The 21,594-nt window shown below is 67.7% G+C and carries 23 protein-coding genes and 3 pseudogenes; 11 read left to right on the top strand and 15 right to left on the bottom strand.

Annotated features, from left to right (window positions below):
* Positions 1 to 135 precede the first annotated feature (135 nt).
* The 5 genes and pseudogenes from ACFU5V_RS32130 to ACFU5V_RS32110 all read left to right on the top strand — a co-directional run bounded on the left by ACFU5V_RS32130 (position 136) and on the right by ACFU5V_RS32110 (position 4,441).
* Complete coding sequence (locus tag ACFU5V_RS32130) at positions 136 to 2,274, top strand: catalase (protein ID WP_378703978.1); 2,139 nt, start codon at positions 136 to 138, stop codon at positions 2,272 to 2,274.
* Between the two features lie 289 nt (positions 2,275 to 2,563).
* On the top strand, positions 2,564 to 2,821 hold the full coding sequence (locus ACFU5V_RS32125) for a Rho termination factor N-terminal domain-containing protein (protein ID WP_378703976.1): 258 nt from the start codon (positions 2,564 to 2,566) through the stop codon (positions 2,819 to 2,821).
* Between the two features lie 349 nt (positions 2,822 to 3,170).
* A complete protein-coding gene (locus ACFU5V_RS32120) occupies positions 3,171 to 3,296 on the top strand; it encodes a hypothetical protein (protein WP_378703975.1) in 126 nt (41 codons plus the stop codon).
* On the top strand, positions 3,283 to 3,747 hold the full coding sequence (locus ACFU5V_RS32115) for a CinA family protein (protein ID WP_378703973.1): 465 nt from the start codon (positions 3,283 to 3,285) through the stop codon (positions 3,745 to 3,747). The genes ACFU5V_RS32120 and ACFU5V_RS32115 overlap by 14 nt, the downstream gene beginning before the upstream one ends.
* A gap of 40 nt (positions 3,748 to 3,787) precedes the next feature.
* Positions 3,788 to 4,441 (top strand): annotated as a pseudogene (locus ACFU5V_RS32110) (HemK2/MTQ2 family protein methyltransferase).
* Positions 4,442 to 4,785: 344 nt separating this feature from the next.
* Here the strand turns inward: ACFU5V_RS32110 and ACFU5V_RS32105 are convergent.
* The 7 genes and pseudogenes from ACFU5V_RS32105 to ACFU5V_RS32075 all read right to left on the bottom strand — a co-directional run bounded on the left by ACFU5V_RS32105 (position 4,786) and on the right by ACFU5V_RS32075 (position 9,316).
* Entirely contained in the window at positions 4,786 to 5,034 is a 249-nt protein-coding gene (locus tag ACFU5V_RS32105; RefSeq protein WP_378703971.1) for a DUF6480 family protein, read from the bottom strand.
* Positions 5,035 to 5,182: 148 nt separating this feature from the next.
* Positions 5,183 to 6,025 (bottom strand): EamA family transporter, encoded by an 843-nt coding sequence (locus tag ACFU5V_RS32100; RefSeq protein ID WP_378703969.1) that lies wholly within the window; start codon positions 6,023 to 6,025, stop codon positions 5,183 to 5,185.
* A 5-nt stretch (positions 6,026 to 6,030) separates the two neighbouring features.
* On the bottom strand, positions 6,031 to 6,549 hold the full coding sequence (locus ACFU5V_RS32095) for a MarR family winged helix-turn-helix transcriptional regulator (RefSeq protein WP_378703968.1): 519 nt from the start codon (positions 6,547 to 6,549) through the stop codon (positions 6,031 to 6,033).
* A gap of 169 nt (positions 6,550 to 6,718) precedes the next feature.
* A pseudogene (locus tag ACFU5V_RS32090) lies at positions 6,719 to 6,973 on the bottom strand (YetF domain-containing protein); the annotation flags it as partial.
* 395 nt (positions 6,974 to 7,368) lie between these two features.
* Positions 7,369 to 8,217, bottom strand: coding sequence for an SDR family oxidoreductase (locus tag ACFU5V_RS32085; protein WP_378703966.1), 849 nt, complete (start codon positions 8,215 to 8,217; stop codon positions 7,369 to 7,371).
* A gap of 95 nt (positions 8,218 to 8,312) precedes the next feature.
* Complete coding sequence (locus tag ACFU5V_RS32080) at positions 8,313 to 8,723, bottom strand: anti-sigma factor (protein WP_378703964.1); 411 nt, start codon at positions 8,721 to 8,723, stop codon at positions 8,313 to 8,315.
* A gap of 131 nt (positions 8,724 to 8,854) precedes the next feature.
* Complete coding sequence (locus ACFU5V_RS32075; protein WP_378703962.1) at positions 8,855 to 9,316, bottom strand: SRPBCC family protein; 462 nt, start codon at positions 9,314 to 9,316, stop codon at positions 8,855 to 8,857.
* 356 nt (positions 9,317 to 9,672) lie between these two features.
* Here ACFU5V_RS32075 and ACFU5V_RS32070 point away from each other — a divergent pair.
* From ACFU5V_RS32070 to ACFU5V_RS32055, 4 genes and pseudogenes are all read left to right on the top strand, one after another.
* Positions 9,673 to 10,736: pseudogene (locus tag ACFU5V_RS32070) on the top strand (NAD-dependent epimerase/dehydratase family protein).
* Positions 10,737 to 11,754: 1,018 nt separating this feature from the next.
* Entirely contained in the window at positions 11,755 to 12,402 is a 648-nt protein-coding gene (locus ACFU5V_RS32065; RefSeq protein WP_378703961.1) for a PAS and ANTAR domain-containing protein, read from the top strand.
* 127 nt (positions 12,403 to 12,529) lie between these two features.
* On the top strand, positions 12,530 to 12,880 hold the full coding sequence (locus ACFU5V_RS32060) for a hypothetical protein (protein ID WP_378703959.1): 351 nt from the start codon (positions 12,530 to 12,532) through the stop codon (positions 12,878 to 12,880).
* Positions 12,881 to 12,926: 46 nt separating this feature from the next.
* Positions 12,927 to 13,310, top strand: a complete 384-nt coding sequence (locus tag ACFU5V_RS32055; protein ID WP_378703957.1) for a ZIP family metal transporter — start codon at positions 12,927 to 12,929, stop codon at positions 13,308 to 13,310.
* 232 nt (positions 13,311 to 13,542) lie between these two features.
* On the opposite strand, the gene ACFU5V_RS32050 is transcribed toward ACFU5V_RS32055, so the two are convergent.
* Complete coding sequence (locus ACFU5V_RS32050; protein WP_378703956.1) at positions 13,543 to 13,713, bottom strand: hypothetical protein; 171 nt, start codon at positions 13,711 to 13,713, stop codon at positions 13,543 to 13,545.
* A 937-nt stretch (positions 13,714 to 14,650) separates the two neighbouring features.
* Here ACFU5V_RS32050 and ACFU5V_RS32045 point away from each other — a divergent pair.
* A complete protein-coding gene (locus tag ACFU5V_RS32045) occupies positions 14,651 to 14,896 on the top strand; it encodes a lipopolysaccharide assembly protein LapA domain-containing protein (protein WP_378704024.1) in 246 nt (81 codons plus the stop codon).
* Positions 14,897 to 15,158: 262 nt separating this feature from the next.
* On the opposite strand, the gene ACFU5V_RS32040 is transcribed toward ACFU5V_RS32045, so the two are convergent.
* From ACFU5V_RS32040 to ACFU5V_RS32010, 7 genes are all read right to left on the bottom strand, one after another.
* On the bottom strand, positions 15,159 to 16,220 hold the full coding sequence (locus ACFU5V_RS32040) for a YihY/virulence factor BrkB family protein (protein WP_378703954.1): 1,062 nt from the start codon (positions 16,218 to 16,220) through the stop codon (positions 15,159 to 15,161).
* A gap of 282 nt (positions 16,221 to 16,502) precedes the next feature.
* A complete protein-coding gene (locus ACFU5V_RS32035; RefSeq protein ID WP_378703953.1) occupies positions 16,503 to 16,757 on the bottom strand; it encodes a DUF3618 domain-containing protein in 255 nt (84 codons plus the stop codon).
* Complete coding sequence (locus ACFU5V_RS32030; RefSeq protein WP_378703952.1) at positions 16,754 to 17,206, bottom strand: phage holin family protein; 453 nt, start codon at positions 17,204 to 17,206, stop codon at positions 16,754 to 16,756. Before ACFU5V_RS32030 ends, ACFU5V_RS32035 begins: the two co-directional genes overlap by 4 nt.
* 572 nt (positions 17,207 to 17,778) lie before the next feature.
* The gene (locus ACFU5V_RS32025; protein ID WP_378703951.1) at positions 17,779 to 18,048 is read right to left on the bottom strand and encodes an ANTAR domain-containing protein; all 270 of its coding nucleotides are present in this window, start codon (positions 18,046 to 18,048) and stop codon (positions 17,779 to 17,781) included.
* Between the two features lie 37 nt (positions 18,049 to 18,085).
* On the bottom strand, positions 18,086 to 18,532 hold the full coding sequence (locus ACFU5V_RS32020; RefSeq protein ID WP_378703950.1) for a GAF domain-containing protein: 447 nt from the start codon (positions 18,530 to 18,532) through the stop codon (positions 18,086 to 18,088).
* Positions 18,533 to 18,579: 47 nt separating this feature from the next.
* Complete coding sequence (locus tag ACFU5V_RS32015) at positions 18,580 to 18,837, bottom strand: ANTAR domain-containing protein (RefSeq protein ID WP_378703949.1); 258 nt, start codon at positions 18,835 to 18,837, stop codon at positions 18,580 to 18,582.
* Positions 18,825 to 19,310, bottom strand: a complete 486-nt coding sequence (locus tag ACFU5V_RS32010) for a GAF domain-containing protein (protein WP_378703948.1) — start codon at positions 19,308 to 19,310, stop codon at positions 18,825 to 18,827. The genes ACFU5V_RS32015 and ACFU5V_RS32010 overlap by 13 nt, the downstream gene beginning before the upstream one ends.
* A gap of 372 nt (positions 19,311 to 19,682) precedes the next feature.
* Here ACFU5V_RS32010 and ACFU5V_RS32005 point away from each other — a divergent pair, with 372 nt between their 5' ends.
* The gene (locus tag ACFU5V_RS32005; protein ID WP_378703947.1) at positions 19,683 to 21,266 is read left to right on the top strand and encodes a diguanylate cyclase domain-containing protein; all 1,584 of its coding nucleotides are present in this window, start codon (positions 19,683 to 19,685) and stop codon (positions 21,264 to 21,266) included.
* The last annotated feature ends 328 nt before the right edge of the window (positions 21,267 to 21,594 follow it).

Genomic DNA, 21,594 nt, shown 5'->3' with positions numbered 1-21,594 from the left:
CTCTCTACAGGGGGAGGGTTTGGTGCGGCGCCCATCCTGATTTGTTTCGCGAACGTGTGGGCACTCAGACATGAGCGGACCGTTCAGCAACGATGCGGCACCGAATCCCACGGATTTCCAGCGAGGAGCTACGCCGTGTCGAAGAAGAACCCTGTCCTTCCCGGGGCGCCCGGGGCGGGCACTCCGACGGTCGCCGAACCCACCGAACCCACCGAGCCGTCGCCCCCCAAGCCCGATCAGCGGGCTCCGGTGCTGGGCACCGCGACCGGGCACCCCGTCGAGGGCCCGGACACCGCCCGCGGCCAGCAGGGTGCGCACCTCACCACGGCGCAGGGCGCGATGTTGTACGACACCGACCATTCCCTCAAGGCCGGCGAGCGGGGACCGACCCTGCTCCAGGACCACCACCTGCGGGAGAAGATCACACACTTCGATCACGAGCGGATCCCGGAGCGGGTGGTGCACGCACGCGGCGCGGCCGCGCACGGGGTGTTCCGCGGATACGGTTCCGCCGACCCGATCAGCAAGGCCGCATTCCTCGGCAAGGACGTCGAGACGCCGGTCTTCGTCCGGTTCTCCACCGTCCTCGGCTCCCGGGGGTCGGCGGACGCCGTCCGCGACACCCGAGGATTCGCGACCAAGTTCTACACCGCAGAAGGCACCTTCGACCTGGTGGGAAACAACATCCCGGTGTTCTTCATCCAGGACGGCATCAAGTTCCCCGACATCGTCCATGCCGCCAAACCGCACCCGGATCGCGAGATTCCGCAGGCGCAGAGCGCGCACGACACGTTCTGGGACTTCGTGTCGCTGCACACCGAAGCCACCGCGCACACCCTGTGGAACATGTCCGACCGCGGCATCCCGCGGTCGTACCGGATGATGGAAGGCTTCGGCGTCAACACGTTTCGGATGGTGAACGCGGCGGGCGAGAGTTCGCTCGTGAAGTTCCACTGGAAGCCGAAACTCGGTGTGCACTCCCTGGTGTGGGAAGAAGCTCAGATCGTCAACGGCATGGACCCCGACTACCATCGCCGCGACCTCGCCGACGCGATCGAATCCGGTGCGTACCCGGAATGGGAGCTGGGCATCCAGGCGTTCCCGGACACCCCGGACCAGACGTTCGAGGGCATCGATCTGCTCGACCCGACCAAGATCGTGCCCGAGGAACTGGCCCCCGTGCAGCCGATCGGGCTGATGACGCTCGACGCGAATCCGACGAACTTCTTCGCCGAGACCGAGCAGGTGGCGTTCCATCCCGGGCACCTCGTCCCGGGGATCGACGTCACCGACGACCCGCTGCTGCAGGCGCGGCTGTTCTCCTACCTCGACACCCAGATCAGCCGGCTCGGTGGGCCCAACTTCGGGCAGATACCGATCAATCGGCCCCACGCCGAGGTCAACGACATGCTGCGCGACGGCATGCACCAGTCGGGGGTCCATCCGGGTGTCGCGCCGTATCGGCCCAATTCCCTCGACGCCGGTTGCCCGTTCCTGGCCGGCGCGGACACGGCGTTCGTGGAGGTGCCGGTGCCGATGCCGGAGTCGACGAAACGCCGGGCCGCGCCCGCGAGCTTCGACGACCACTTCTCCCAGGCCCGACTGTTCTACGCCAGTCTCAGCCCGGTCGAGCAGACCCACGTCGCGCAGGCCTACACGTTCGAGCTGGGCAAGTGCTACGAGCAGGCGATCAAGGAGCGCGCCCTCGGCGTCCTCGCGAACATCGACCCCGACCTGTGCGCGACGGTCGCCGAAGGGCTCGGCCTGCCCGCACCGGAGCCGACCGTCGCCTACGACGTTGCGCCGACCCCCAGCCCGGCCCTGTCACAGGTCGGCGCCGAGTGGCCGCTGGACGGCCGGATCATCGGCATCGTCGCCGACGACGAGTCGGATCTGTCCGAGGTCGCCGACGTGGTCGAGAAGATCGACAAGGAGGCCATGGTGCCGCTCGTCATCGGACCCCACGGCGGCACATTGGGATCGGGCAAGGGCGCGGTTCCGGTGTCCCGCACGTTCCTGACCATGCGGTCGGTGGAGTTCGACGCCATCCTCATCGCGGCGCCGGCGTCGGACCCGCGGGTACACGTGTTGCTCACCGAGGCGTTCCGGCACTGCAAGGCGATCGGGACATGGGCCGCCGGTCGCGGACTTCTCGAGACGGCCGCAATCCCGGCCGATGCCCCGGGCATCGTGATCGCCGACGACGCGTCCGCGCTGCTTCACGGCATCACTGCGCTGATGAAGTCCCACCGGGTCTGGGAACGCCAGGTGTGACGCAACCCGCCAGCGCGGCCATCGCGTTCGCCGATACCGGTCCCGCCCCGTTATGGGTACGGAGCCGAACCGAAACACAGGAAATCCCCGAGCGGTGAGGTGCGCTGCAACACCCCCGCCGTTGCCCGTTCGTCGTATGTGCCGAGTCGATTGGAGCCGATATCGAGCACACCGAGCCGCCTTGGTAGCGGAGATCCCGGTAGTGCAGGCTAACGCGCCGGTGCCCGATTGGTACAGAACGGCGGTTCCGGGTATTCGGTGAGCAGCAATGAGTCGAGGAGGTAGCACTATGCCGCGGTCATCGATCAAGGACGAGAAGGTGTACGAGGAAGTACGGAAGGATGGTGCGTCGAAGGAGAAGGCGGCGCGGATCGCGAACGCTGCCGCCAATCGTGGCCGGTCCAGTACCGGCCGCAAGGGCGGCAAGTCGTCATCCTACGAGGACTGGACCGTTGACGAGCTGAAGAAGAAGGCGAAAGAGGTCGGTCTGTCCGGTTATTCATCCAAGCGGAAGGGAGAATTGATCAAGGCGCTGCGCAACCACTGATGCTTCTCAACTGCCGGGGCGGGTAGGACCGATACTGCCGCAAGCACATACTGCCGCAAGCACACCACATGTCGTGGCGGCGACGACGTCGGCGGCAAGCGGCGGAATCACTGCCGGTGACCGGGTGGCGATTTGTCTCCATCGTCTGGACAACTGCTGCAGGTTATTTCGTGCATTTCGACCCTCCAACCCGACGCTCCTCGCAGGCCGGCATCACCACAGCTCCGGCGCGGGGCCCACGCACGACCGGATGCACGGTCTCGGCGCGTCTGCAGCGGAGGCCGACAGACTGCCACGTCAGGAAACTACAGTTCGAGGGGCACCAACTGGGAGAGACGGTGGAGGCCAGATGCTCAACGTGGTGTTGTTGGTCATTGTGCTCGCAACCGGCATGACGAGCGCAAACGCGCTGCACCGTCTCGGTCGTCCGGGCGCCGCGCAGCAGTACTGGAGTGCAGCGCATGAGCAGCTGTGACGAGCGTGCCGAACGTATCTCTGCAGCAGCGCGTGATCGGCACCTCTCCGTCGCCACCGCGGAATCGTTGACCGGCGGGAGAATCTCCACCGTCCTCGGTGCCGCACCGTCATCGTCCGAGTGGTACCGGGGCGGCATCGTCGCCTACGCCAGTTCCGTGAAACATGTTCTGCTGCAAGTCCCTGACGGTCCCGTGGTCAGCGAACCCAGTGCGCGTGCGATGGCCACGACGGTGGCCGGACTGCTCGGCGCGGACCTGGCGGTGGCGGTCACCGGTGTCGGCGGACCCCAGAGTCAGGATGGACAGCCTCCGGGCACGGTGTGGTTCGGGGTCTTCGCCGGCGGTGACACGCGCACCGAAGTGCGGCACTTCGACGGGGATCCGGGCGTGATGGTGGAATCGACCACCGACCATGCCCTGTTCCTACTCGAACACGCCCTTCAACGGTGACCCAATGTGGTTTCGGCGAGGAATGGGTGAGGAGTTGTCGATGTTTCTGCGGATTCCGGGTGTCTATCCCCCACAGGACGATACGTGGCTCCTCGCCGGTGCCCTGGTCTAGCATCCACTGACTCCGCTGTCGCGGGTCCTCGACATCTGTACCGGCACCGGAGCGCTCGCCGTGCGGGCCGCCGGGCTGGGGGCGGGCAGTGTCACCGCGATCGACATCTCGCGCCGCGCCGTGCTCAATGCCCGGCTCAACGCTCGGATGCACCGGCACACGATTCGGGTGCTGCGGGGAAGCCTCACCGCGCCGGTCCGCGACGAATGCTTCGATCTGGTGATCTCCAACCCGCCGTACGTGCCCGCTCAGGCTGACCGGCTTCCCGAGACCGGCGTGGCGCGGGCCTGGGATGCCGGCACCGACGGGCGAGCACTCCTCGACCGGATCTGTACAGAGGCTCCTGATCTCCTCGCCTCCGGGGGAACGCTGCTTCTGGCCCAGTCGGCGTTGAGCGGGGTGGACAAGACCCTCGTCACGCTCGAGGAGCAGGGTCTGCAGGTCGATGTCGTGGCGCGGCGGGAGATTCCCTTCGGTCCCGTCCTGACCGCACGCCGTCACATGCTCGCGGCCCGCGGCGTCATCTCCGCCGATCAACGCAGTGAGGAGATCGTGGTGATCCGCGGCCGCCAGCACTCATAGACCTCTCGGCGGCGGATCGTGCCCGGCGCCGTGGGGGTGCTCTAGCCGAGAGGATCGGTTCCTGACGGGTTTGACTGCGGTTTCTCGTCGTGTTGTCTGCCCACAGGGCCTTTCGGCGATGCGCGCGTCGCTGAGAAGTGCGCGTTGCCAGACACCTGACTACCGCACGCCGCACGCCGCACCGACGCACCGCGGCGCTCCGTGTCCGGCATCTGACCTGGCGTGGCTGCGAACGGACACGAAGACGCGGACGTACGGCTGGATCGAGTTCTGGCCGTTACCGAATGGGGACACCGCGCACGGCGGCAATCCGCCGTCACGGGTGCACCGCTACCAGGGGGATCTCAGTCGAAGACTCCGACGATATCGAGTACCAGCAGGACCGCGATCGCCACAAATACCACGACGAACACGCCGATGACCACCATCGTGGCAATGCCGGTCGGTGGAAACGACCAACTGGTGCGCGGTTCGTGCTCGGACAGCCCCGAGGTCTGTGCGGAGTCCGGAGGGGTAGACCCTTGTGGGACGCCGCCGCCCGGCTCGAGATCGGGGGTGTTCGCCGGATCGGGATCCGGAGGCTGAGCGGTCATGGTCACGACCTTCCGTGGAATACGGCCTTTACGGCGTTCGAGCAGACGCCTGTGACATCCGGGTACCCGGATGTGCCACACCCACACGGCGACGGTGTTCGATCCGTCATCGACGCCGACGGCGACCGAGTTCCGCCGCGTGAGTGGGTCAGCTGGTGGCGAGAAGTGCGACGGCGGACGCGGCGGCGAGAAGTCCCGCTGCCTGTTTCGGGATGAGGCGTTCTCGTAGAACGGTGACGCCGAGCAGGACGGGGACGACGGGATAGAGGGAGGACAACGCGACGGCGACGACGGCGATTTGCTCCCTCGTGGCGAGCAGATACGCAATGAGCGCAAGAGCCGCTGCCGCGCCCGTGGCCGCTGCCGCCGGCACGGTGTGACGGGACCGCCGGATGCGTGCGCCTCCCGCAGTCGGCAGCAGTGGCACGATGGTGAGGATCGCTGCGACCCGCCCGGCGGCAACGGGCCACAATCCTGACTCCGCGCCGGCCTGGGAAAGCGAAATATATTGCACGGCAATGCCGATTCCTGCGATGAGGCCATCGACGGCTGCGGCCGGCAGCGCGGGGCCGGCGTGTGTGCCGGTGTGCGCGACCAGCCACAGTGCGGGAACGGCGATCACGATGCCGAGCCAGGACAGCGTGGACGGGCGCTCACCGAGTGCAGCGACTCCGATCAGGACCGGCACGGCGATGCCGCAGACCGCGCTGATCGGTACCACCACGCTCATCGCCCCACGACTGAGACCACGGAACAGAAACAGCATGCCCACTCCGGTGCCGATCCCCGACAGGGCGCCCCAGGCCAGGTCGATCGACGCCGGAACGCCAGGGGAGCCGACCACCGTGGCGGCGACGACGGTGAACAGGAGTCCACCGGCCTGACCTACGGCCGCGACCTGCACGAAATGGGCGCGACGGGACAGCAGACCGCCGGTGAAGTCGGAGATGCCGTAGAAGAGTGCCGAGGTGAGCGCGAGGACAGGTCCCATCCGGGTTACCCGTCGGCCACTTTTTCGGCGTGGCCGACCGGACAGACCGCGTCGGTGGTACATGCCCGGCGATCGCAGAGCCGGCAGAGCCATTCCGAGTCGCGCACATCCTGGTAGATCCGAGTCAGCAGTTTGTCCAGCACCCCGGCCAGCGCCTCGCGTTCTTCGTCGTCGAGTGTCGCCAGCAGTGTGGCCAGTCCGTCCCCGCGGGCCCCCCGGGCGTCACGCGCCGCGCGCCGCCCGTCCGAAGTGAGGGCGACCGCCCTTTCCCGTCCCGCACCGCGTTTGCGCTGCGCCAGATTCTTGGCCTCGAGTGACTCGACCATGCGTGCCGCGGCCGATTGGGTCAGGCCTACACGCCGGCCGAGTTCCGTCACGCTCAGGTCGGGGGTCGCCGACAAGACCACAAGTGCGGCGGCCCCACTCGGACTTACCTGGCCTCTTCTGGTGACGCTCGTGAGAACGAGATCGCTCACGGCCAGAGCCGCGGCGCCCAGGAGATTAGCCGTGCGACTATCATGCATGACTCATGCATAGCATGGGTCGGGGGTGGTCGTCCAGACCCCGCGATGAATGTGGTGCCGCGAGGTCGAGTGCGTCCGCGATCCGCGTCCATGCTAGGGATCCTGCGGCAAGGAGATCTCAGACCAGGTGCGCGAAGTCTCTGGGCGACCACCAGGACCAATCCGCACTTCACCCGATGCCGGGTTGTTTCGGCGCGCCGTCGTCCGAGCGGTCTGCGCGGGTGAAGAAGGAGACGCGTCCGTTGGTCTCGAGCACGGCGAGTTCGATGTCGTCGAACCGGCGGATGTCCTTCTGCCGGGCATCCGCCATCAGGTCGTCCAGCGACATCCGTTCGGTGCGCAGGCGGTCCGAGTCGGGTATTCCGTCGCGGATGATGATGACGGGCACACCGTGCGTCACGCCGCGCACGCGCGGGAACCGCGCTGCGCCAACATGCATACCCAGTGCCCGCCGCGGTCCGATTCACTCCCCCAGACGGCCTGCAGATCGGCCGCACACCCCGCTCCGCTGCATTCGCCCGACGGCCACCGGCGATCGCCGAGGCTCCGCACAGCGAGAAGCGATGGGTTGATACACGAGATCACCAGTGCCGGAACCAGACCGGGGCCGACATGTTGCTCGATGGGATCAACCACCTTGCCCGGATGCCCATGAACGTCGCCCGCCCGAGCCGAATCTACACCGACGTGTTCGACGCCGAGACGGTGCGGACAATGAGGACGGCGCCCTTTCGTACCACCCTGGCGCGTATCCCCCGATGCCGCACAGCGCACACGAACACTTCGGCCCGCAACGGCCGACGTTGGAATTGCACGCCGTCAACCCGGCAGGGTCTCACCCCCGAGCGGGGCGAGCACTTCCCCGGAGTAGTACGAGGACAGCAGACCGGAAGCGAAGAACACGTACGACGGCGCGATCTCATCGGGCTGCGCGGCCCGCCCGTAGGGGGCCTGCTTTCCGAACTCCGCGACCTTCTCCTCGTCCATGGTCGCCGGGATCAGTGGTGTCCAGACCGGTCCGGGAGCAACACAATTGACGCGAATTCCGCGGTCCAGCAAGGTCTGAGCCAACGAATACGTCAACGCCGTCACCGCACCCTTGGTCGCGGAATAGTCGATCAGCGACTTGTTCCCACGCAGTCCGTTGACCGAACCGGTGTTGATGATGGCCGAACCCCGGCCGAGATGCGGTACCGCCGCCTTGCTGACGTGGAAGTAGCTGTCGATGTTCACCGCGAACGTGCGCCGCCACTGCTCCTCGGCTAACTCGAGGAAGTCGTCGACCGGTTCCTGATAGGCGACGTTGTTGACGACGATGTCGAGCCCGCCCAATTCCGAGACCGTGCGGGCAACCACGTCACGACAGTGCGCCGGCGAGGCCAGGTCGCCGGCGAAGGTGCGGCAGCGTTGCCCTTGCTTTTCGACCAACTCGGCGGTGTGGGCCGCGTCCTCGCTTTCCTCGAGGTAGGCGATGGCCACGTCGGCGCCCTCCTTCGCGAACGCCACCGCCACGGCGCGGCCGATTCCCGAGTCGCCCCCGGTCACCAGCGCCCGCTTACCTTTGAGCAAGTCGTTGCCTCGGTACGCGCGCATCTCGTCCTGCGGCTCTTCGGCCATCTCCGCGGTGCGACCGGGGTAATCGATTGTGTGTGGGGTGTGTTCGCTCATGGAACTCTCCAATCAGTGGCAAGTCATGTATCGGATACCCGCAGAGCCGGGCCATCCGCGGGCACCAGCGGGGTGGCCGGCCGGCGATGGTCGCCTCAGGTGTGTCCGCGGCGTTGTTTGATGAACGCCACCACAACTTCGCGCTCGCCCGATTTCTCCCCCAGCAGGTCGGTGGTCAGCACGCGGTCGGTCACTGCCGCGAGGGAGCGCCACCGCGCACCGGGGTACCGAGAAAGGCCTCGGCGCGAGGTGACTGCACTGGTCAGCAGGAACGCAGATCCCGATACGACGAACGAGCAGCGCAGTGCAGAACCGAGCGTCGCCGCGTCGATCAGCGCGGTACTCACCTCGTCGATCGCGTGGGTGATGTCCGCGATCTCGGTGAGCAGGAAACCGCGCCGGCGGGCCAACGTCCGCGCCACCGCCCGCACGATCGGCAGCTGATCCCGGGCCGCCGCGACCCGTAACTCGGTGGTGGTCTGCGGCCGGGCGCTCACCCTGTTCACCACCGTTTCCGCCATCCGCTGTACCGAACTGTGAACGCCGAGCGCTGCTCTCCTCCCGGGTCCCGTTCGCCCGGGCTGTCCCGATTGTTCGGAAGCCACTGCAGTGCACTGTCATCACGAGATCCTGTGAGTCAGGGGGTGGGTCGGTCGACCTCCCCACGCCAGCCACCGGTCTCGTGTCCGCGGTGTTCGATGAACTCCTTGAACTTCTTCATGTCGGCCTTGACTCGGTGACCGAGAACGCCGAGTTTGTCGGCGGCGTTCTCCACGAATCCTTCCGGGTCGACGTCCATCTGGGCGGTCACCCGAGTCTTCTCGTCGTCGAGTCGGTGGAAGGTGATGACCCCGGCGTGGTTGGGACCGGAATCGGAGGTCCAGGCCACCCGTTCGTCCGGGTGCTGCTCGGTGATGGTGGCGTCGAACTCGCGGACCTGGCCCGCCACATCGATCACCCACTGCACGTGCGTGTCGTCGAGCTGGCGGATCTCCCGAACCCCCGCCATGAACTGCGGAAAGGATTCGAATTGTGTCCACTGGTCGTACACGACCCGGATCGGGACATCGACGTCGATGGCTTCGGTGATTGTGCTCATGCCACCCCGCTTACCCTACACTCCCGGATCCAACACACCCACCCGTCCCCGAAATCCTTTGCAAGCCCGGCCGGACGGGCACGAGACTACCTTCGCAGCACAAGGCGGCTCCGCGGGCCAGCGCCGGCCGGCGGAGCCGCGCCCAGCTGCCGGGCAGGGCGAACTGGGCTGACCCGGCGAGTACCCCACCCGCGATTGTTTACGCACCGGGTCGGACCACGCTCCGGCAAGAATCCGAAGCGAAAGTACCTGGCCGGTCCCGGCATTGCGAACCGGCCACGTCTATCCTGCGGTTTGCTCGCGGCCGCAGACTCGATGGGCGGTTACCGTTCTCTATGAGGGGTATTCGGGTCGACATGAGCAGCTCGCGTGGACTGAAGGTCGTCGTGATCGGCGCGACCGGCAATGTGGGAACCAGTGCGGTCGATGCGCTCAGCCGGAAGTCGGCGATTGCCGAGATCGTCGGCGTCGCACGCCGACCGAGCAGCCAGAACCCAGCACGCACCACACTGCTCACCGCGGACGCGGCCCTCGACGACATGAACGAGATCGTGCGCGGCGCGGACGTCGTGGTCCATCTCGCGTGGTTGTTCCAGCCCACGCATCGGCCCCAGTTCACGTGGAACAATAATGTTCTCGGTGCGATCCGGGTCTTCGAGGCGGTGGCGGACGAATCGGTCCCGGCCCTCGTCTATGCGTCCTCGGTGGCCGCGTACTCCCCCGGCCCCTCCGACGCGACGGTCGACGAGACGTGGCCGACCCACGGCTGGCCCACAGCGGCCTATTCCCGGGAGAAGGCGTACCTCGAGCGATGGCTCGACGCGTACGAAACCGGCATCCGAGCGTCCGCGTCGTGCGAATGCGCCCGGGATTCATCTTCAAACGCGAATCGGCGACCACGCAACGGCGACTGTTCCTCGGGCCGCTGCTTCCCCGCCGACTCGTCCACCCGGATCGCATTCCGCTGGCGCCCGTCGTCGACGACCTGCGGGTGCAGGTGCTCCACACCGAGGACGCAGCCACCGCGTACGCGGCAGCGGTGATCAATCCCGTACGCGGGGCGTTCAATCTGGCTGCCTCGCCGCCCGTGGACGGTGCGTTCCTCGCAGAAGAATTCGGCGCTCGCCGTGTCCGAGTCGCGCCCTCGATCATCCGCTCCGCCGTGGCTGTGGGCTGGCACCTCCATGCCGTGCCCGCCTCCCCCGGTTTGTTCGACACAGTACTTCAGCTTCCGTTGATGGACTGCTCTCGAGCTCACGAGGAACTGGACTGGACACCTCGGCATCCACCGAACGAGGTTCTCCGCGAGTTCCTGCTCGGATTCCACGACGGTGCCGGGCTGCCCACACCGCCACTTCAGCCCGACACCCTCACGAACAGGGTGCGGGAATTCGCGACCGGGGTGGGCCGGCGAGCCTGAAACGATCACACATCGGACAGAGCAAGGTTGCGACTCGCTGCCGGTGCAGTCAAGTCGTGCCATCCATCGGAGGGCTTTGTCACTGGGCCGGGCTCGCACAGATGGGAGGGTTCGCGAGTGTAGTCGCCGGGTATTCCCGAGTCGTCCTCGACTGTCGAAGGAGGAGAATCGGTGATGCTCCGCGCAGGGTCCGGGGCGTGGGAAGTGCGCTGCGATCGGTGCGATCACCGATACCGCACCGGGACCGAGGATCGGGGCGCCGCGACCAACGCTGCGCAGGTCAATGGCTGGGCGTTCAACGAGTTCACCCTGTGCCCGAGCTGTGCCTCGGCCGCGAGCCACCGCCCCCAGGAGTGACGCACTGGTCTGATACCGGCGACGGGCCGCGAAGCGCGGTCCGTCAGCAAAGCTACGGCCCACACGGATCGGGAGCCCGGTCCACCTCGAGGTCGATTTGTCCCGCGTGCCCGGGCATTTTGTTCGACCCCGGCAGAGATGCGGCACGCGCCTGTTCGGGACGGTCACGGGAGCGGTCGAGATCGGTGCACCGCAGTGCGGCCACCCTGTTTGGAGATGGCGGTGGGTGCCGCGACGTCAGTCGCGCCCTCGGCGCCGTCGGCGCGACGTCAGTCGCGCCCTCGGCGCCGTCGCGAGGCCTTCCCGCTCTGCGGCGCAGCGGAGAAGTCGCACCAGCCAGGCTGCGCAAGCCCCACCCAGGTGCGGTCATCGCAGCCCGCCCGATCCCGGCGTCGATGCGAACCCACGTGTGGTCATCGTGCGCGGATGCGAGCTGTGCGGCCATGTCCGGCCGTCGGCCGCCGACTCCATGACCATCGAGTGCCCCGCCCATCGGCGCACGGCGACCGCGTACGCGATGGTCCCGGGTGGCGGCCAACCGACTGGCCTGATCCGAGGCTCGGTCGACCACCCCAGCGATGGGTCCTACTGTTGCCGGGCAAAGTGTTGTTGTTTCCCTGCCGTCCTGCGGCGCCCGAGCGCCGGTGCGATAGAAATAGGCGTGAATTCAGAACAGGTGTTCGGTGGCGGCGAGCCGCAACGGGTGGGCAGCTTCCGCTTCTTCCTGGACGGGCAACGGTGGGAATGGTCCGACACCGTCGCCCGCATGCACGGCTACCGGCCCGGCGAGGTCACCCCGACCACCGAACTGCTGCTCTCCCACAAACACCCCGAGGACCACCCGCACGTCGCCCGGGTCCTGGACCGGATGATCAACGATGCCGAACCGTTCAGCAGCAAACACCGCATCATCGACACTACCGGCAAAATCCACCAGGTCGTGGTCGTCGGCGACCGCCTGCATGACGACACCGATGCGGTGATCGGTACGACCGGGTTCTACATCGACATCACCGACTCCCACCGCAGCGACGTCAAAGACTCCGTCGACGAAACCGTCGCCGAAATCGAGCAATCGCGGGCGGTGATCGAGCAGGCCAAGGGCGCGCTGATGCTGGTCTACGGCATCCCCGCCGACCGTGCGTTCGACATCCTGACCTGGCGCTCACAGGAATCAAATACCCGGCTCCGCACCCTCGCCCAACAGATCGTCGCCGGATTCGGTGAATTCGAACCCGACACCGGGCTGCGCACCCGGTTCGATCATCTGCTGCTCACCGCGCACCAGCGCACCCGGCCACCGGAGTAGGCGACAGAGAAGTCCTCACCACCGACGAGGCCACGAATCCTGGTGCCCGCGTTGGCCTCGGAATCGGGGTACTCGGAACTCGTCGGACGTGTTGTCCGGGTCTGCTGGGCGAAGATGAAGGAGTGCCGTGATCATCGAGTCGTTGATCTTCGGACTGATCGCTTCCAGCGCCCTGGTCATCGGGGCCCTGGTCGGCGGACGGTTCACGATTCCCAAACGCGTACTCGCCGGCATGCTGGCGTTCGCCGCGGGCGCTCTCATCACCGCGTTGACCTTCGAGCTGTTCGAGGAGTCGTATCACCGGGGCGGCATCTGGCGGGCCGCGCTCGGACTCCTTGCCGGCGCGGTCGTCTTCACCGTCCTCAGCCAGCGACTGGATCGGCTGGCCGAGGGCACCCACCGGCAGCCCCGCGGCAGCGAAACTCGACGTCGACGCCGCCGCCGCGACGGAGACGGCACCCTCGACCGCGTCCGTTAGCGGTGCCGCCGGCCTGGCACTGCTGGCCGCGGTCACCCTGGACGGGGTGCCCGAGAACATTGCCCTCGGGGTGTCCCTCGGCGAAGGCACCGACGGGCTGACCCTGCTGGTGGCGATCTTCGTCTCCAACTTTCCCGAGGCCCTCGTCGGGAGCGCGTCGATGCGCATCCAGGGTCGATCGCAGACCTTCATCCTGGGCACGTGGGTGCTTTGCGCCGTGCTCCTCACCCTGGCCGTCGTGGTCGGCGCCGGGCCCCTCGCATCGAGTGCACCCGAGACGATCTCGTTGCCGCTGGCCTTCGCTGCCGGTGCGGTGTTGGCGTCGTTGGCCGACACTCTCATGCCCGAGGCCTACAAGAAAGGCGGCCCGACGGTCGCGTTGAGCACGACCGCCGGATTCGTCCTGTCGTACGTCCTCGCGACGGTGTGACAAGTCAGCCTCACCCGGGCGAACTCCCCCCGACCAAGCCGGAGGGCGCCTCCTGGGCAGCGGCCGGTAGCCGGCGTCGTCGGAAGCGCACAGTATCGGCAGGTGGGGTCTCAATCGAGTCACCTCCGCATGACCACCACATCGGTGTACGGCCGGTGACAGGGCATCGATCAATTTTCGGCATGGTCCGGCTCGTGGCACCGATCTCCAGGCGGCCACGAGCCTGTCTATCTCATCCGACCAGGGGACGGTATTCGCGGAGATGGAGAAGCATCCGCACATACCCCGCTTCCGCCGCCGCAGTGACAGCATCGAGCCTGACGAGTTCGGCCGGCTCTGCAGTGCCGACGTCGAGCTGCATCTGTTCGGCAATCCAGTGCCGAATCGAGTCGTGAGTAGTCATACGATCACCGCCTCCAGACGGAATACCCCACCAATCCTGTGCGCAGTCGAGCCTCAATCGCCCCGGCAGCCCCCACACCGGGACACCGTCCGCTCCCTGGCCGATCCGTACCTGCAAGTCCGCCAGAAAGTGTTGTGCCGCATACCAACCGGTCACACCGGGAACTGGGAGGTAATTCCGGCGGTTCGGGACCGGAACCGATCAGGTGATGCACCGCGACCCGCTTCAGCGGCCGCTGTAGGCGGACAACACTGCCCACGCCGCGGCGAAACCGGCGACCTGGGCCTTGGTGCCGGGATCGGGAAGCGCGATGCCGAAGACCGGGTCGTCCCCGAGGTCGGAGACAACCCGGACCGCGACGGCGCCGCGCAGTACCGCCCCTGAGGTGCTAGGGCGCGGAGGAGTCCACTGCCCACATCACGGGCATCCCACCGCCCGCATCACGGTGGCAACCTCGGGTGGAACACCGCCGTCGGCGCGGGTGAGTGTGCAGGGCTTCACGAGAATGCGGGGTGAGCCGATGATCGCGGTGCCGGCCGTACGCGGCGGTCAGGACACCCAGACCGCGGGGAAGGGCACGCGCGGGGAAGGTCGATGGCATAGCGCCCGTGTACCCGGAGTCGGCCACCACACCCACCATCTCCGCGACACCACCGGATACCTTCCCGGTGTCGCCCGGAATTGCAGGGGCGCAGACCCCGCCCACACAGTCGACGACGACCATAGCGCTGGCACCGGTGATCCGGCCCAACGGTTCGATCACCGCACCGCCACGCGTCGGGGCGGTCCGGGGTAGCCGAAACCGCGTGTGGGTACTCGCCCGTACATGTCAACCACCTGAGGGGACCCCGCCGATCCGAACACCGGCTTCTCGCCGGGACCGGGGCACAGCGGTGTTCCGCCGGGCACGACGCCGGACCCGGATGCCGCCGCACACCTGCATCCCGATATTGCCCGACGGAAGGGTATCCGTCACACCCGGACGGGTGCACTCTGGACCGGTCTGGTCATCGGCGTGCTGGTTCTGGTGTTGCTGCTGGTGTTCATCCTGCAGAACCTCGACAGCATCACCCTGGAACTGTTCGGGTGGGACTTCTCGTGGCCGCTGGGTGTGGCGTTGCTGTTCGCCTCGATCGGCGGTGCGGTGATCATGGCGTTTGCCGGTGGCGTGCGGATCCTGTAGATCCGCCACGCCGCGAGCCGGCAGCGCGTGCTCACCAACCACCCGTGAATCGATTTCTCACGACCACCTCGATGGTCGCGACGGTCGTGGTCGGGACGTGCTTCTGCGGACGGGTCACGAGGACACCGGGTAGTAGCAGCGACTCTGGTGTCGATGCGCTGGTTCAGGACGAGCACTTCGATGTCGCAGCCGTGGGCGCGGCGCAGCCGCAGGCACCGGTGCACGATCGGGTTGCGGCGGCGGGAAGCCGACGTGGGTACCGTCACCGCTCCACCGCGTCGACATCGGAGGTGTCTCCGTCGCTCTCGCGTAATGCCTTGCCCTGCTGCACGTACTGCTGGTACTTTTCCGCGTTCTTGTCCGAGACCCGGGTATCGCGCGGCGACAACTGCAGTTCGTCCTCGGCCGGCATGCCGGCCTGCAACTCCCGTCCGCGTTCGAGTTCGGCATCGAGTTCGGCGCCGAAGAGCAACGCCAGATTGGTGATCCACAGCCAGAGCAGGAACACGATGACTCCGGCCAGGGAGCCGTAGGTCTTGTTGTAGCTGCCGAAGTTCGTGACATACAGACCGAACAGGACCGACGCGACGATCCACGTCACGATGGCGAGGAACGCGCCGGCGCTGATCCAACGGAACTTCGGCTGCCGCACATTGGGTGTGACGTAATAGAGGATGGCCACGGCTACCACGACGATGCCGAGGACGAACGGCCAGCGGGCGATGTTCCACACGGTCAGGGCGGTGTCGCCGAATCCGACCGCCTCCCCCACCGAGCGTGCGACGGGGCCGCTCAGGGCGAGCATCGCCGCGCCGGCGGCCACCAGGACCAGGCCGACGATGGTCACGGCCAGCATCAGGGGCCGGAGCTTCCACACCGGACGCCCCTCCTCGACCTCGTACATGCGGTTCATCGCGCGTCCGAACGCCCCGATGTAGCCGGACGCCGACCACACCGCACCCAGCAGGCCGAGGACGAGTGCCGTGCCCGCGGTCGGCGTCTCGACCAGTTGCGTGATGGGGTCGCGCAGCGTGTCCACAGCGGAGGACGGTCCGAGATCGTCGACCATCTGCAGGACCGCGTCGGTGGTGCGCTGTCCCTGCCCGAACACCCCCAGCAACGAGACCAGCGCCAGCAGCGCCGGGAACAGCGAGAGGACCGCGTAGTACGTCAGCGCGGCCGCCAGGTCCGTGCACTGGTCCCGGGTGAACTCGTGCGCCGTCTTCCTGATGACATACCACCAGGACGGTTTCGTCAGGTCCGCAGGCGAATCCGGCTTCCGCGGATCGTCGGGTTCCGGTTCGGCGTGCAGATCCTCGTTCATCGATCACGCCTACCCGAAACCCGGCTCACGGAAACTGCGGCCTTCCCGTCGTGCCCCACTCGCGACGTGCCCTGTCCACGGCCTAACGGTCGCCCGACCCGAGCACACCAGTTCACCCAAGCTCCGCCGGGCAATCGTGCTGCCCAATACTGACGCACGCAAGCGCATCGCGGCTCCGGTCACGACGTCATCGGTCGGCACACCTACGATGCCGCCGAACGCACGTCGATGTCATGTCAGACCTGGTCTTGCTTCACCTCACACCCGTGTCGCCTGTGTCACTCACCTTCGCCGCCGAGTACGCCGGCGGAAGACCAGCAGGGCAACGACACCGGCGGCGACGACGCCGAACAGTGCCGTCAGTCGGGGCTCGCTGCGCACCCTGTCCAGTTCCTGCCGGATACCGGCCTTCGCGCGTGCGGACACATCCACCTTGCGGGCCAGGGCGTCGAGCGTCGTGGCGAGCTCCGCGCGCTCGCGGGCAGCGGCAGCGGCGAGGTCGCCGCCGCCGGGGGTCGACTCTCGCGGTTCACTCATCGCAGGCCCGCCTTCACGGTGTCGACGTCCCGGCGGACGCTGCGGGTGGTGTCGTCGGGGGTGGGGGGCAGTGCATCCCTGGCCCGCCGTCCACCAACGGCGGCGACGACGCCGCCCACCACGATGAGGACGACTGCCACCACCAGTGCCGCGAGCCACGGATCGAGGACCGTCCCCAGCGCGAGGACCGCGGCCGCAACCAGCGCACCGAGCCCGTACAACAGGATGAGAAGTCCGGCGCCCGAGACGCCGAGACCGACACCGAAGCGGGTGCCCTTGTCCTTCACCTCGACGATCCCGTGCCGGACCTCGGCCTGGACGAGCGCCTTCACCTGATCAGTGAGACGTTCCACAAGCTGAACGGTGGACAGGTCGTCGACCTGACGTGCCGCGCCCGGGGGTTCCCCCGACCGATCCGGGAGCGGTTCGATGTGGTGGGTGTCGGTCATGGTCGTCACTCCTGTCGTGTCGCCGCCTGTGCGATACCCCGATCCGATTACCTGCTGCACACGCGCCACCCAAGTTCGGATGCGGCGACCGTCGACTGACGCCGACATCTGATCGCCCCGGGGCTTTCGGGGGGCTCGGGCGGCCGGGGCGCAGAGGCCTCGTTCTGATTTCGTGTCGTCTCCGGTCGCGGCCTAGCCTCCGATTGCCCCTCACACGGGTCTACGAAACGCCATCGCACCGGAGTGTGCCGAGAGTCGAGTTGATCGCCATCGAACAACCCAGCCAGCATCTCGTGATCGCCATCGAATTGATCCAGGCACAACCCGATCGGATCCTCGGTGCCGAGACGGCTCACCGTGAAGTCGATCTCGGAACGATCGTCACACTCCGACGTCCGGCACGATCCTGTCCATGATCCCCACCGGTCGCTCTGAAGGTGAGCACGCATGCCTCCGCAGAGCGCAGCCGGAACTCAGTGACCAACACCCCGCTGGCCCAGGTCGCGGAGAAGGTCATCGGCCGCGGCTCACACCGGCGCTGAGCGAGCGTCGTCGGGAGGTGACGGGCGGTGTCAGGGGGCGTCGGGGCGCTGGGTCTCGGCCATCAGCAGTTCGGTGGGACGGACCGACCCGTCGGTGATCGACCGGGCCAGCACCCGCAGTGTGACGCCCAGGCGGCGGGCATGATCGTCGATCAGCGCCCGCGCCGGGGAGATGTCCAGGGTGCCGGCGACGATCCCGGTGGCCTGCCCTATGTGCACACGGTCGTTGAGCAATGTCAGTGTCCGCTCCGACAACCGGCCGACGCGGTGCTCACCGCGCTCGTGGGTCAACTCCAGCAATGCCAAATCCGCGAGAACAGCCGCCCGACGGTGCCGCTCATGATCGACCGCGGTGGGTTCGGCGAACAAGATGTTGAGCCCCGACCGTGCGCCCATCGAGGATCATCGGCACCGCAAGGATGGCCCGGAAGCCGATCTCCGATGCCACCGTCCAGAATTCGGGCCACCGCTCGGCGGCGGTCTCCAGATCCTCGACGGCGATGACCTCGGAGGTACGGATGCACTCCGCGCACGGTCCACTCTCGCTCTGCGATTGCAACAGCTCCACCACGCGGGCCCGCTCATCCGAGGCCGCCACCCCCGCGAGACCCCCGCGGGGGTCGATGATCATGATTCCCGACGCCGCCGACAGCAGGTCGGCGCAGATCTCGGTGATGCGGTAGAGCACCGCACCCGTATCGGCATGCCCGTCCACGAGCGCACCGGTGACCCCCGAGATCGCGTCGATCAGTGATGACGACGTTGACGACTTGTTCTCGGGCATGCGATCACCTCCTTCACAACCCATGATCTCACTCACCCAACTCGATCTCACTCACCCAATTCGTCGAAGTCGATGCGGCGGGCAATCACGTCCCGTGCAGTGTCGAGGACCGACCCTCCGCGCCCGAACGCGTGCGCGCGCAGGCGGGTAAAGGCTTCGGCCAGACTGATCCCGTGGCGAGCGGACAGCATCCCGGTGGCGATGTGCACATCGTGGTAGGAGCCGATCTGGCGGAGCCACACCTGATCGGTGGCCTCCGCCCGATCCGCCTTCGCCAAAAGGACCAGGGCGATCAGGTCGGCCAACGCGCCGGCCTCGGCGAGCACACCCGGCGGCAGCGCCCCCGGGGTGCGCCGATACAGATCCAGGGTCCCAGCGCGATGGCGCCGAGTTGCAGCGGAAACGCGAACACCGCCGCCACCCCCACCGACTGCGCCGCCTCGGTAAAGGCCGGCCACTGGGGGTCCGCCGCGGTGAGGTCGTCGACCAACACCGGGCTGCCCTGGGTGAAGGCCTGCACCCCGGGTCCTTCGCCGAGGGTGTACTGCTGGTCCTCGATCAGACCCGCCCACGGGGCGCTGGCACCGAGCATGTCCTGGGCGGACGCGGTCGCCCGCAACGTCACCGCCGCCGCATCGATCCCGGCCAACGTGTCCACACAGTTGCGGCACACCGACCGCCCCCACGTCCCCTGTCCGGGGCTGCCCGCGGCGCCGGAGACCGCCCGCCACAGCACATGCCGCCGGTCCTCGTCCACCACGTCGTCCTCTTTCCTCACTGCCGCTCACCCTACGGCCGCGCCGGCCGACCTGTTGCCACACTCGACATACCCGGTGTCTCAGCAGTGTTCCCGAGGCGGGCAACACCGACGCACGCCGCGGCCTGGCGGTGCCCACCGAGCCGAGCCGCCCGGTCCCGTGTCGGCCCAACCGGCACGGGGTACTCCCACGGCAGACACTCCGATGCTCCGGATCATCAGAGTCGTCGAGGCTGCATCAGTTCTGACCAGCAGCTGGTGCAGCCGCCCCAGGTGGGCCGCACTGGCATCACCTGGGCCACCCGAGGACGGGGCCGGGTCTACTCCCGCGCAGCACCATTCGACGCGTCTGTGTACAGGACCAGCGAGGTCACGGCACGTACGTGCAGGACAATGGCAATGTCGGGCGCGGGGTTACCGGTGATCGCCCTCGAGGCGGGCGAGAGTGGTGCGGTGGCCGGTGAGGTGCCCGATGTCGATGGCGAGGTAACACTCGGCGGGATGATGGTTCCAGGGGGCGCTGACGGCATCGTCGAACCCGGCCAAGGCGCCGATGCCGACGACGAGCCGGGACCGGCGGCCGTGCTGGACCGTGCCCCCGATCTGGTCTCGTTGTCCGACTTCGCATCCGGCCGCATCCTCTACCTCAACCCCGCCGGCATCTCGCTGCTCGGGTTGCGCGATGGCGACGACGCCCGATCCCGGACGACCGCCGAATTCTTCACCGACGTCGGCCTGGCCCAGGCCCCGCAGGTCGAAGCCGCCCTCACCACCGACTCGGTGTGGCGGGGCCGCAGCGAGTTCCGGCATTTCCGCACCAGCGAACCGATCCCGGTCTCGATCGCCACCTTCACAGTCGACCGCACCGACGACGCCCCGGCCGTGATCGCGGCGATCGCCCGCGACCTGCGCCCCGCCGCCCGAGACGAAACCCGCCTGCACACGGCCCTGGCAACGGCTGCCTACCGGGCGCGGGAACAGCAGGCCATCGCCGCCCTGGCAAAGCTCGCCGTCGACGCCGACCTCGACACCCTCCTCGACGCCGCCACCCAGGCCGCCGCCGCCCTGATGGGCATGGACTGCGCCTCGATCGCGCGCCTGCACCCCGACGGCGTCGGCGCGGATCCCGCCGGGCTGCGGGTGCTCGGCTACCGCGGACCCCACCCGGCCCCGGCCTCTTTCCCGCTCGGGCGGTCCTCGCAACCCGGCTACGCGGCCATCACCGCGGCGGTGGCCATCTGCCCGGACCGGGACACCGAAACCCAGTTCGCCACCGACGGGATGCGCCAGCGGGGGCTGCGCAGCGGCATCAGCGTGCCGATCGGGGACGGCACCGTCTGGGGTGTGCTCTCCGCCCACTCGGTCCGCCCGCGCGCATTCACCGACCGCGACACCGAATTCCTGCAGGCGATCGCCGCGGTCCTCACCGCCGCGATCCGCCGCATCGACGCCGAAACCCGGCTGCGGCATCAAAGCCTGCACGACCCGCTGACCGGGCTACCCAACCGCACCCTCGCCTACCAGCAGCTCGCCGCGGTCCTCGCCTCCGAACGGGACCGGGAGGTGGCGGTGCTGCTGATCGACCTCGACGACTTCAAGACCGTCAACGACAGCCTCGGCCACGACAGCGGTGACCGCGCCCTGATCTCCCTCGCCCACCGGCTCGAGCGGTCGGTGCGACCCGCCGACACCGTCGCCCGGCTCGGCGGCGACGAATTCCTGGTGGTGTGCACCGGGGTCGACACCGACGCCGCCCTGTCCATCGCCCGGCGCATCACCCGGGTCCTGGCCACCCCTCCGACCGTCGGCGCCGAGGATTTCCTGCCGTTCTCCGCGAGCATCGGCATCGCCGTCTCCACCCCGGCCGTCACCGATGCGGCAGACCTGGTGCGCCGCGCCGACCTGGCGATGTATCGGGCCAAACAGTCCGGTGCCGGCCGCCACGCGCTCTACCGCCGGATCCCTCCGGAGCGATGACGCGCGCGTCGGAACCGTCGGAGTTCATGATGCTGACGCTGTCGCCGCTCGTGAACGCGAGAGAAGACCCATCCGGCGAGACGACCGGCTGAGAGCCGCCCTCGTGAACCGTCCACACCTCACCCGATTCGAGATCCACGACGTCGATGAATCTGCCTCCACGGGTGTAGGCCAACTGCGTGCCGTCCGGTGACAGTCGCGTCCGTATCGCAAGCACCGTATATCGCGGGCAACCGCTTTGAGCGCACGCACCCACGCCTCCGGTGCGTCAACGCCATGGTCTTCCCCAATCACTGGGCCGCTATCGAACATGGCGAAGTGCCACACC

It is taken from the genome of Rhodococcus sp. NPDC057529 (genome assembly GCF_042802055.1).
GTDB lineage: Bacteria > Actinomycetota > Actinomycetes > Mycobacteriales > Mycobacteriaceae > Rhodococcus_F.
This window is presented reverse-complemented; position numbering and strand designations above follow the sequence as displayed.

What these genes read in the sequence shown, in the direction of transcription:
- ACFU5V_RS32125 (WP_378703976.1), top strand. Translation starts at nt 2,564, where the DNA reads ATGCCGCGGTCATCGATCAAGGACGAGAAGGTGTACGAGGAAGTACGG.
- ACFU5V_RS32120 (WP_378703975.1), top strand. Translation starts at nt 3,171, where the DNA reads ATGCTCAACGTGGTGTTGTTGGTCATTGTGCTCGCAACCGGCATGACG.
- ACFU5V_RS32115 (WP_378703973.1), top strand. Translation starts at nt 3,283, where the DNA reads ATGAGCAGCTGTGACGAGCGTGCCGAACGTATCTCTGCAGCAGCGCGT.
- ACFU5V_RS32105 (WP_378703971.1), bottom strand. Translation starts at nt 5,034, where the DNA reads ATGACCGCTCAGCCTCCGGATCCCGATCCGGCGAACACCCCCGATCTC.
- ACFU5V_RS32100 (WP_378703969.1), bottom strand. Translation starts at nt 6,025, where the DNA reads ATGGGACCTGTCCTCGCGCTCACCTCGGCACTCTTCTACGGCATCTCC.
- ACFU5V_RS32095 (WP_378703968.1), bottom strand. Translation starts at nt 6,549, where the DNA reads ATGCATGATAGTCGCACGGCTAATCTCCTGGGCGCCGCGGCTCTGGCC.
- ACFU5V_RS32085 (WP_378703966.1), bottom strand. Translation starts at nt 8,217, where the DNA reads ATGAGCGAACACACCCCACACACAATCGATTACCCCGGTCGCACCGCG.
- ACFU5V_RS32075 (WP_378703962.1), bottom strand. Translation starts at nt 9,316, where the DNA reads ATGAGCACAATCACCGAAGCCATCGACGTCGATGTCCCGATCCGGGTC.
- ACFU5V_RS32050 (WP_378703956.1), bottom strand. Translation starts at nt 13,713, where the DNA reads ATGACTACTCACGACTCGATTCGGCACTGGATTGCCGAACAGATGCAG.
- ACFU5V_RS32040 (WP_378703954.1), bottom strand. Translation starts at nt 16,220, where the DNA reads ATGAACGAGGATCTGCACGCCGAACCGGAACCCGACGATCCGCGGAAG.
- ACFU5V_RS32035 (WP_378703953.1), bottom strand. Translation starts at nt 16,757, where the DNA reads ATGAGTGAACCGCGAGAGTCGACCCCCGGCGGCGGCGACCTCGCCGCT.
- ACFU5V_RS32030 (WP_378703952.1), bottom strand. Translation starts at nt 17,206, where the DNA reads ATGACCGACACCCACCACATCGAACCGCTCCCGGATCGGTCGGGGGAA.
- ACFU5V_RS32020 (WP_378703950.1), bottom strand. Translation starts at nt 18,532, where the DNA reads ATGCCCGAGAACAAGTCGTCAACGTCGTCATCACTGATCGACGCGATC.
- ACFU5V_RS32005 (WP_378703947.1), top strand. Translation starts at nt 19,683, where the DNA reads ATGGCAATGTCGGGCGCGGGGTTACCGGTGATCGCCCTCGAGGCGGGC.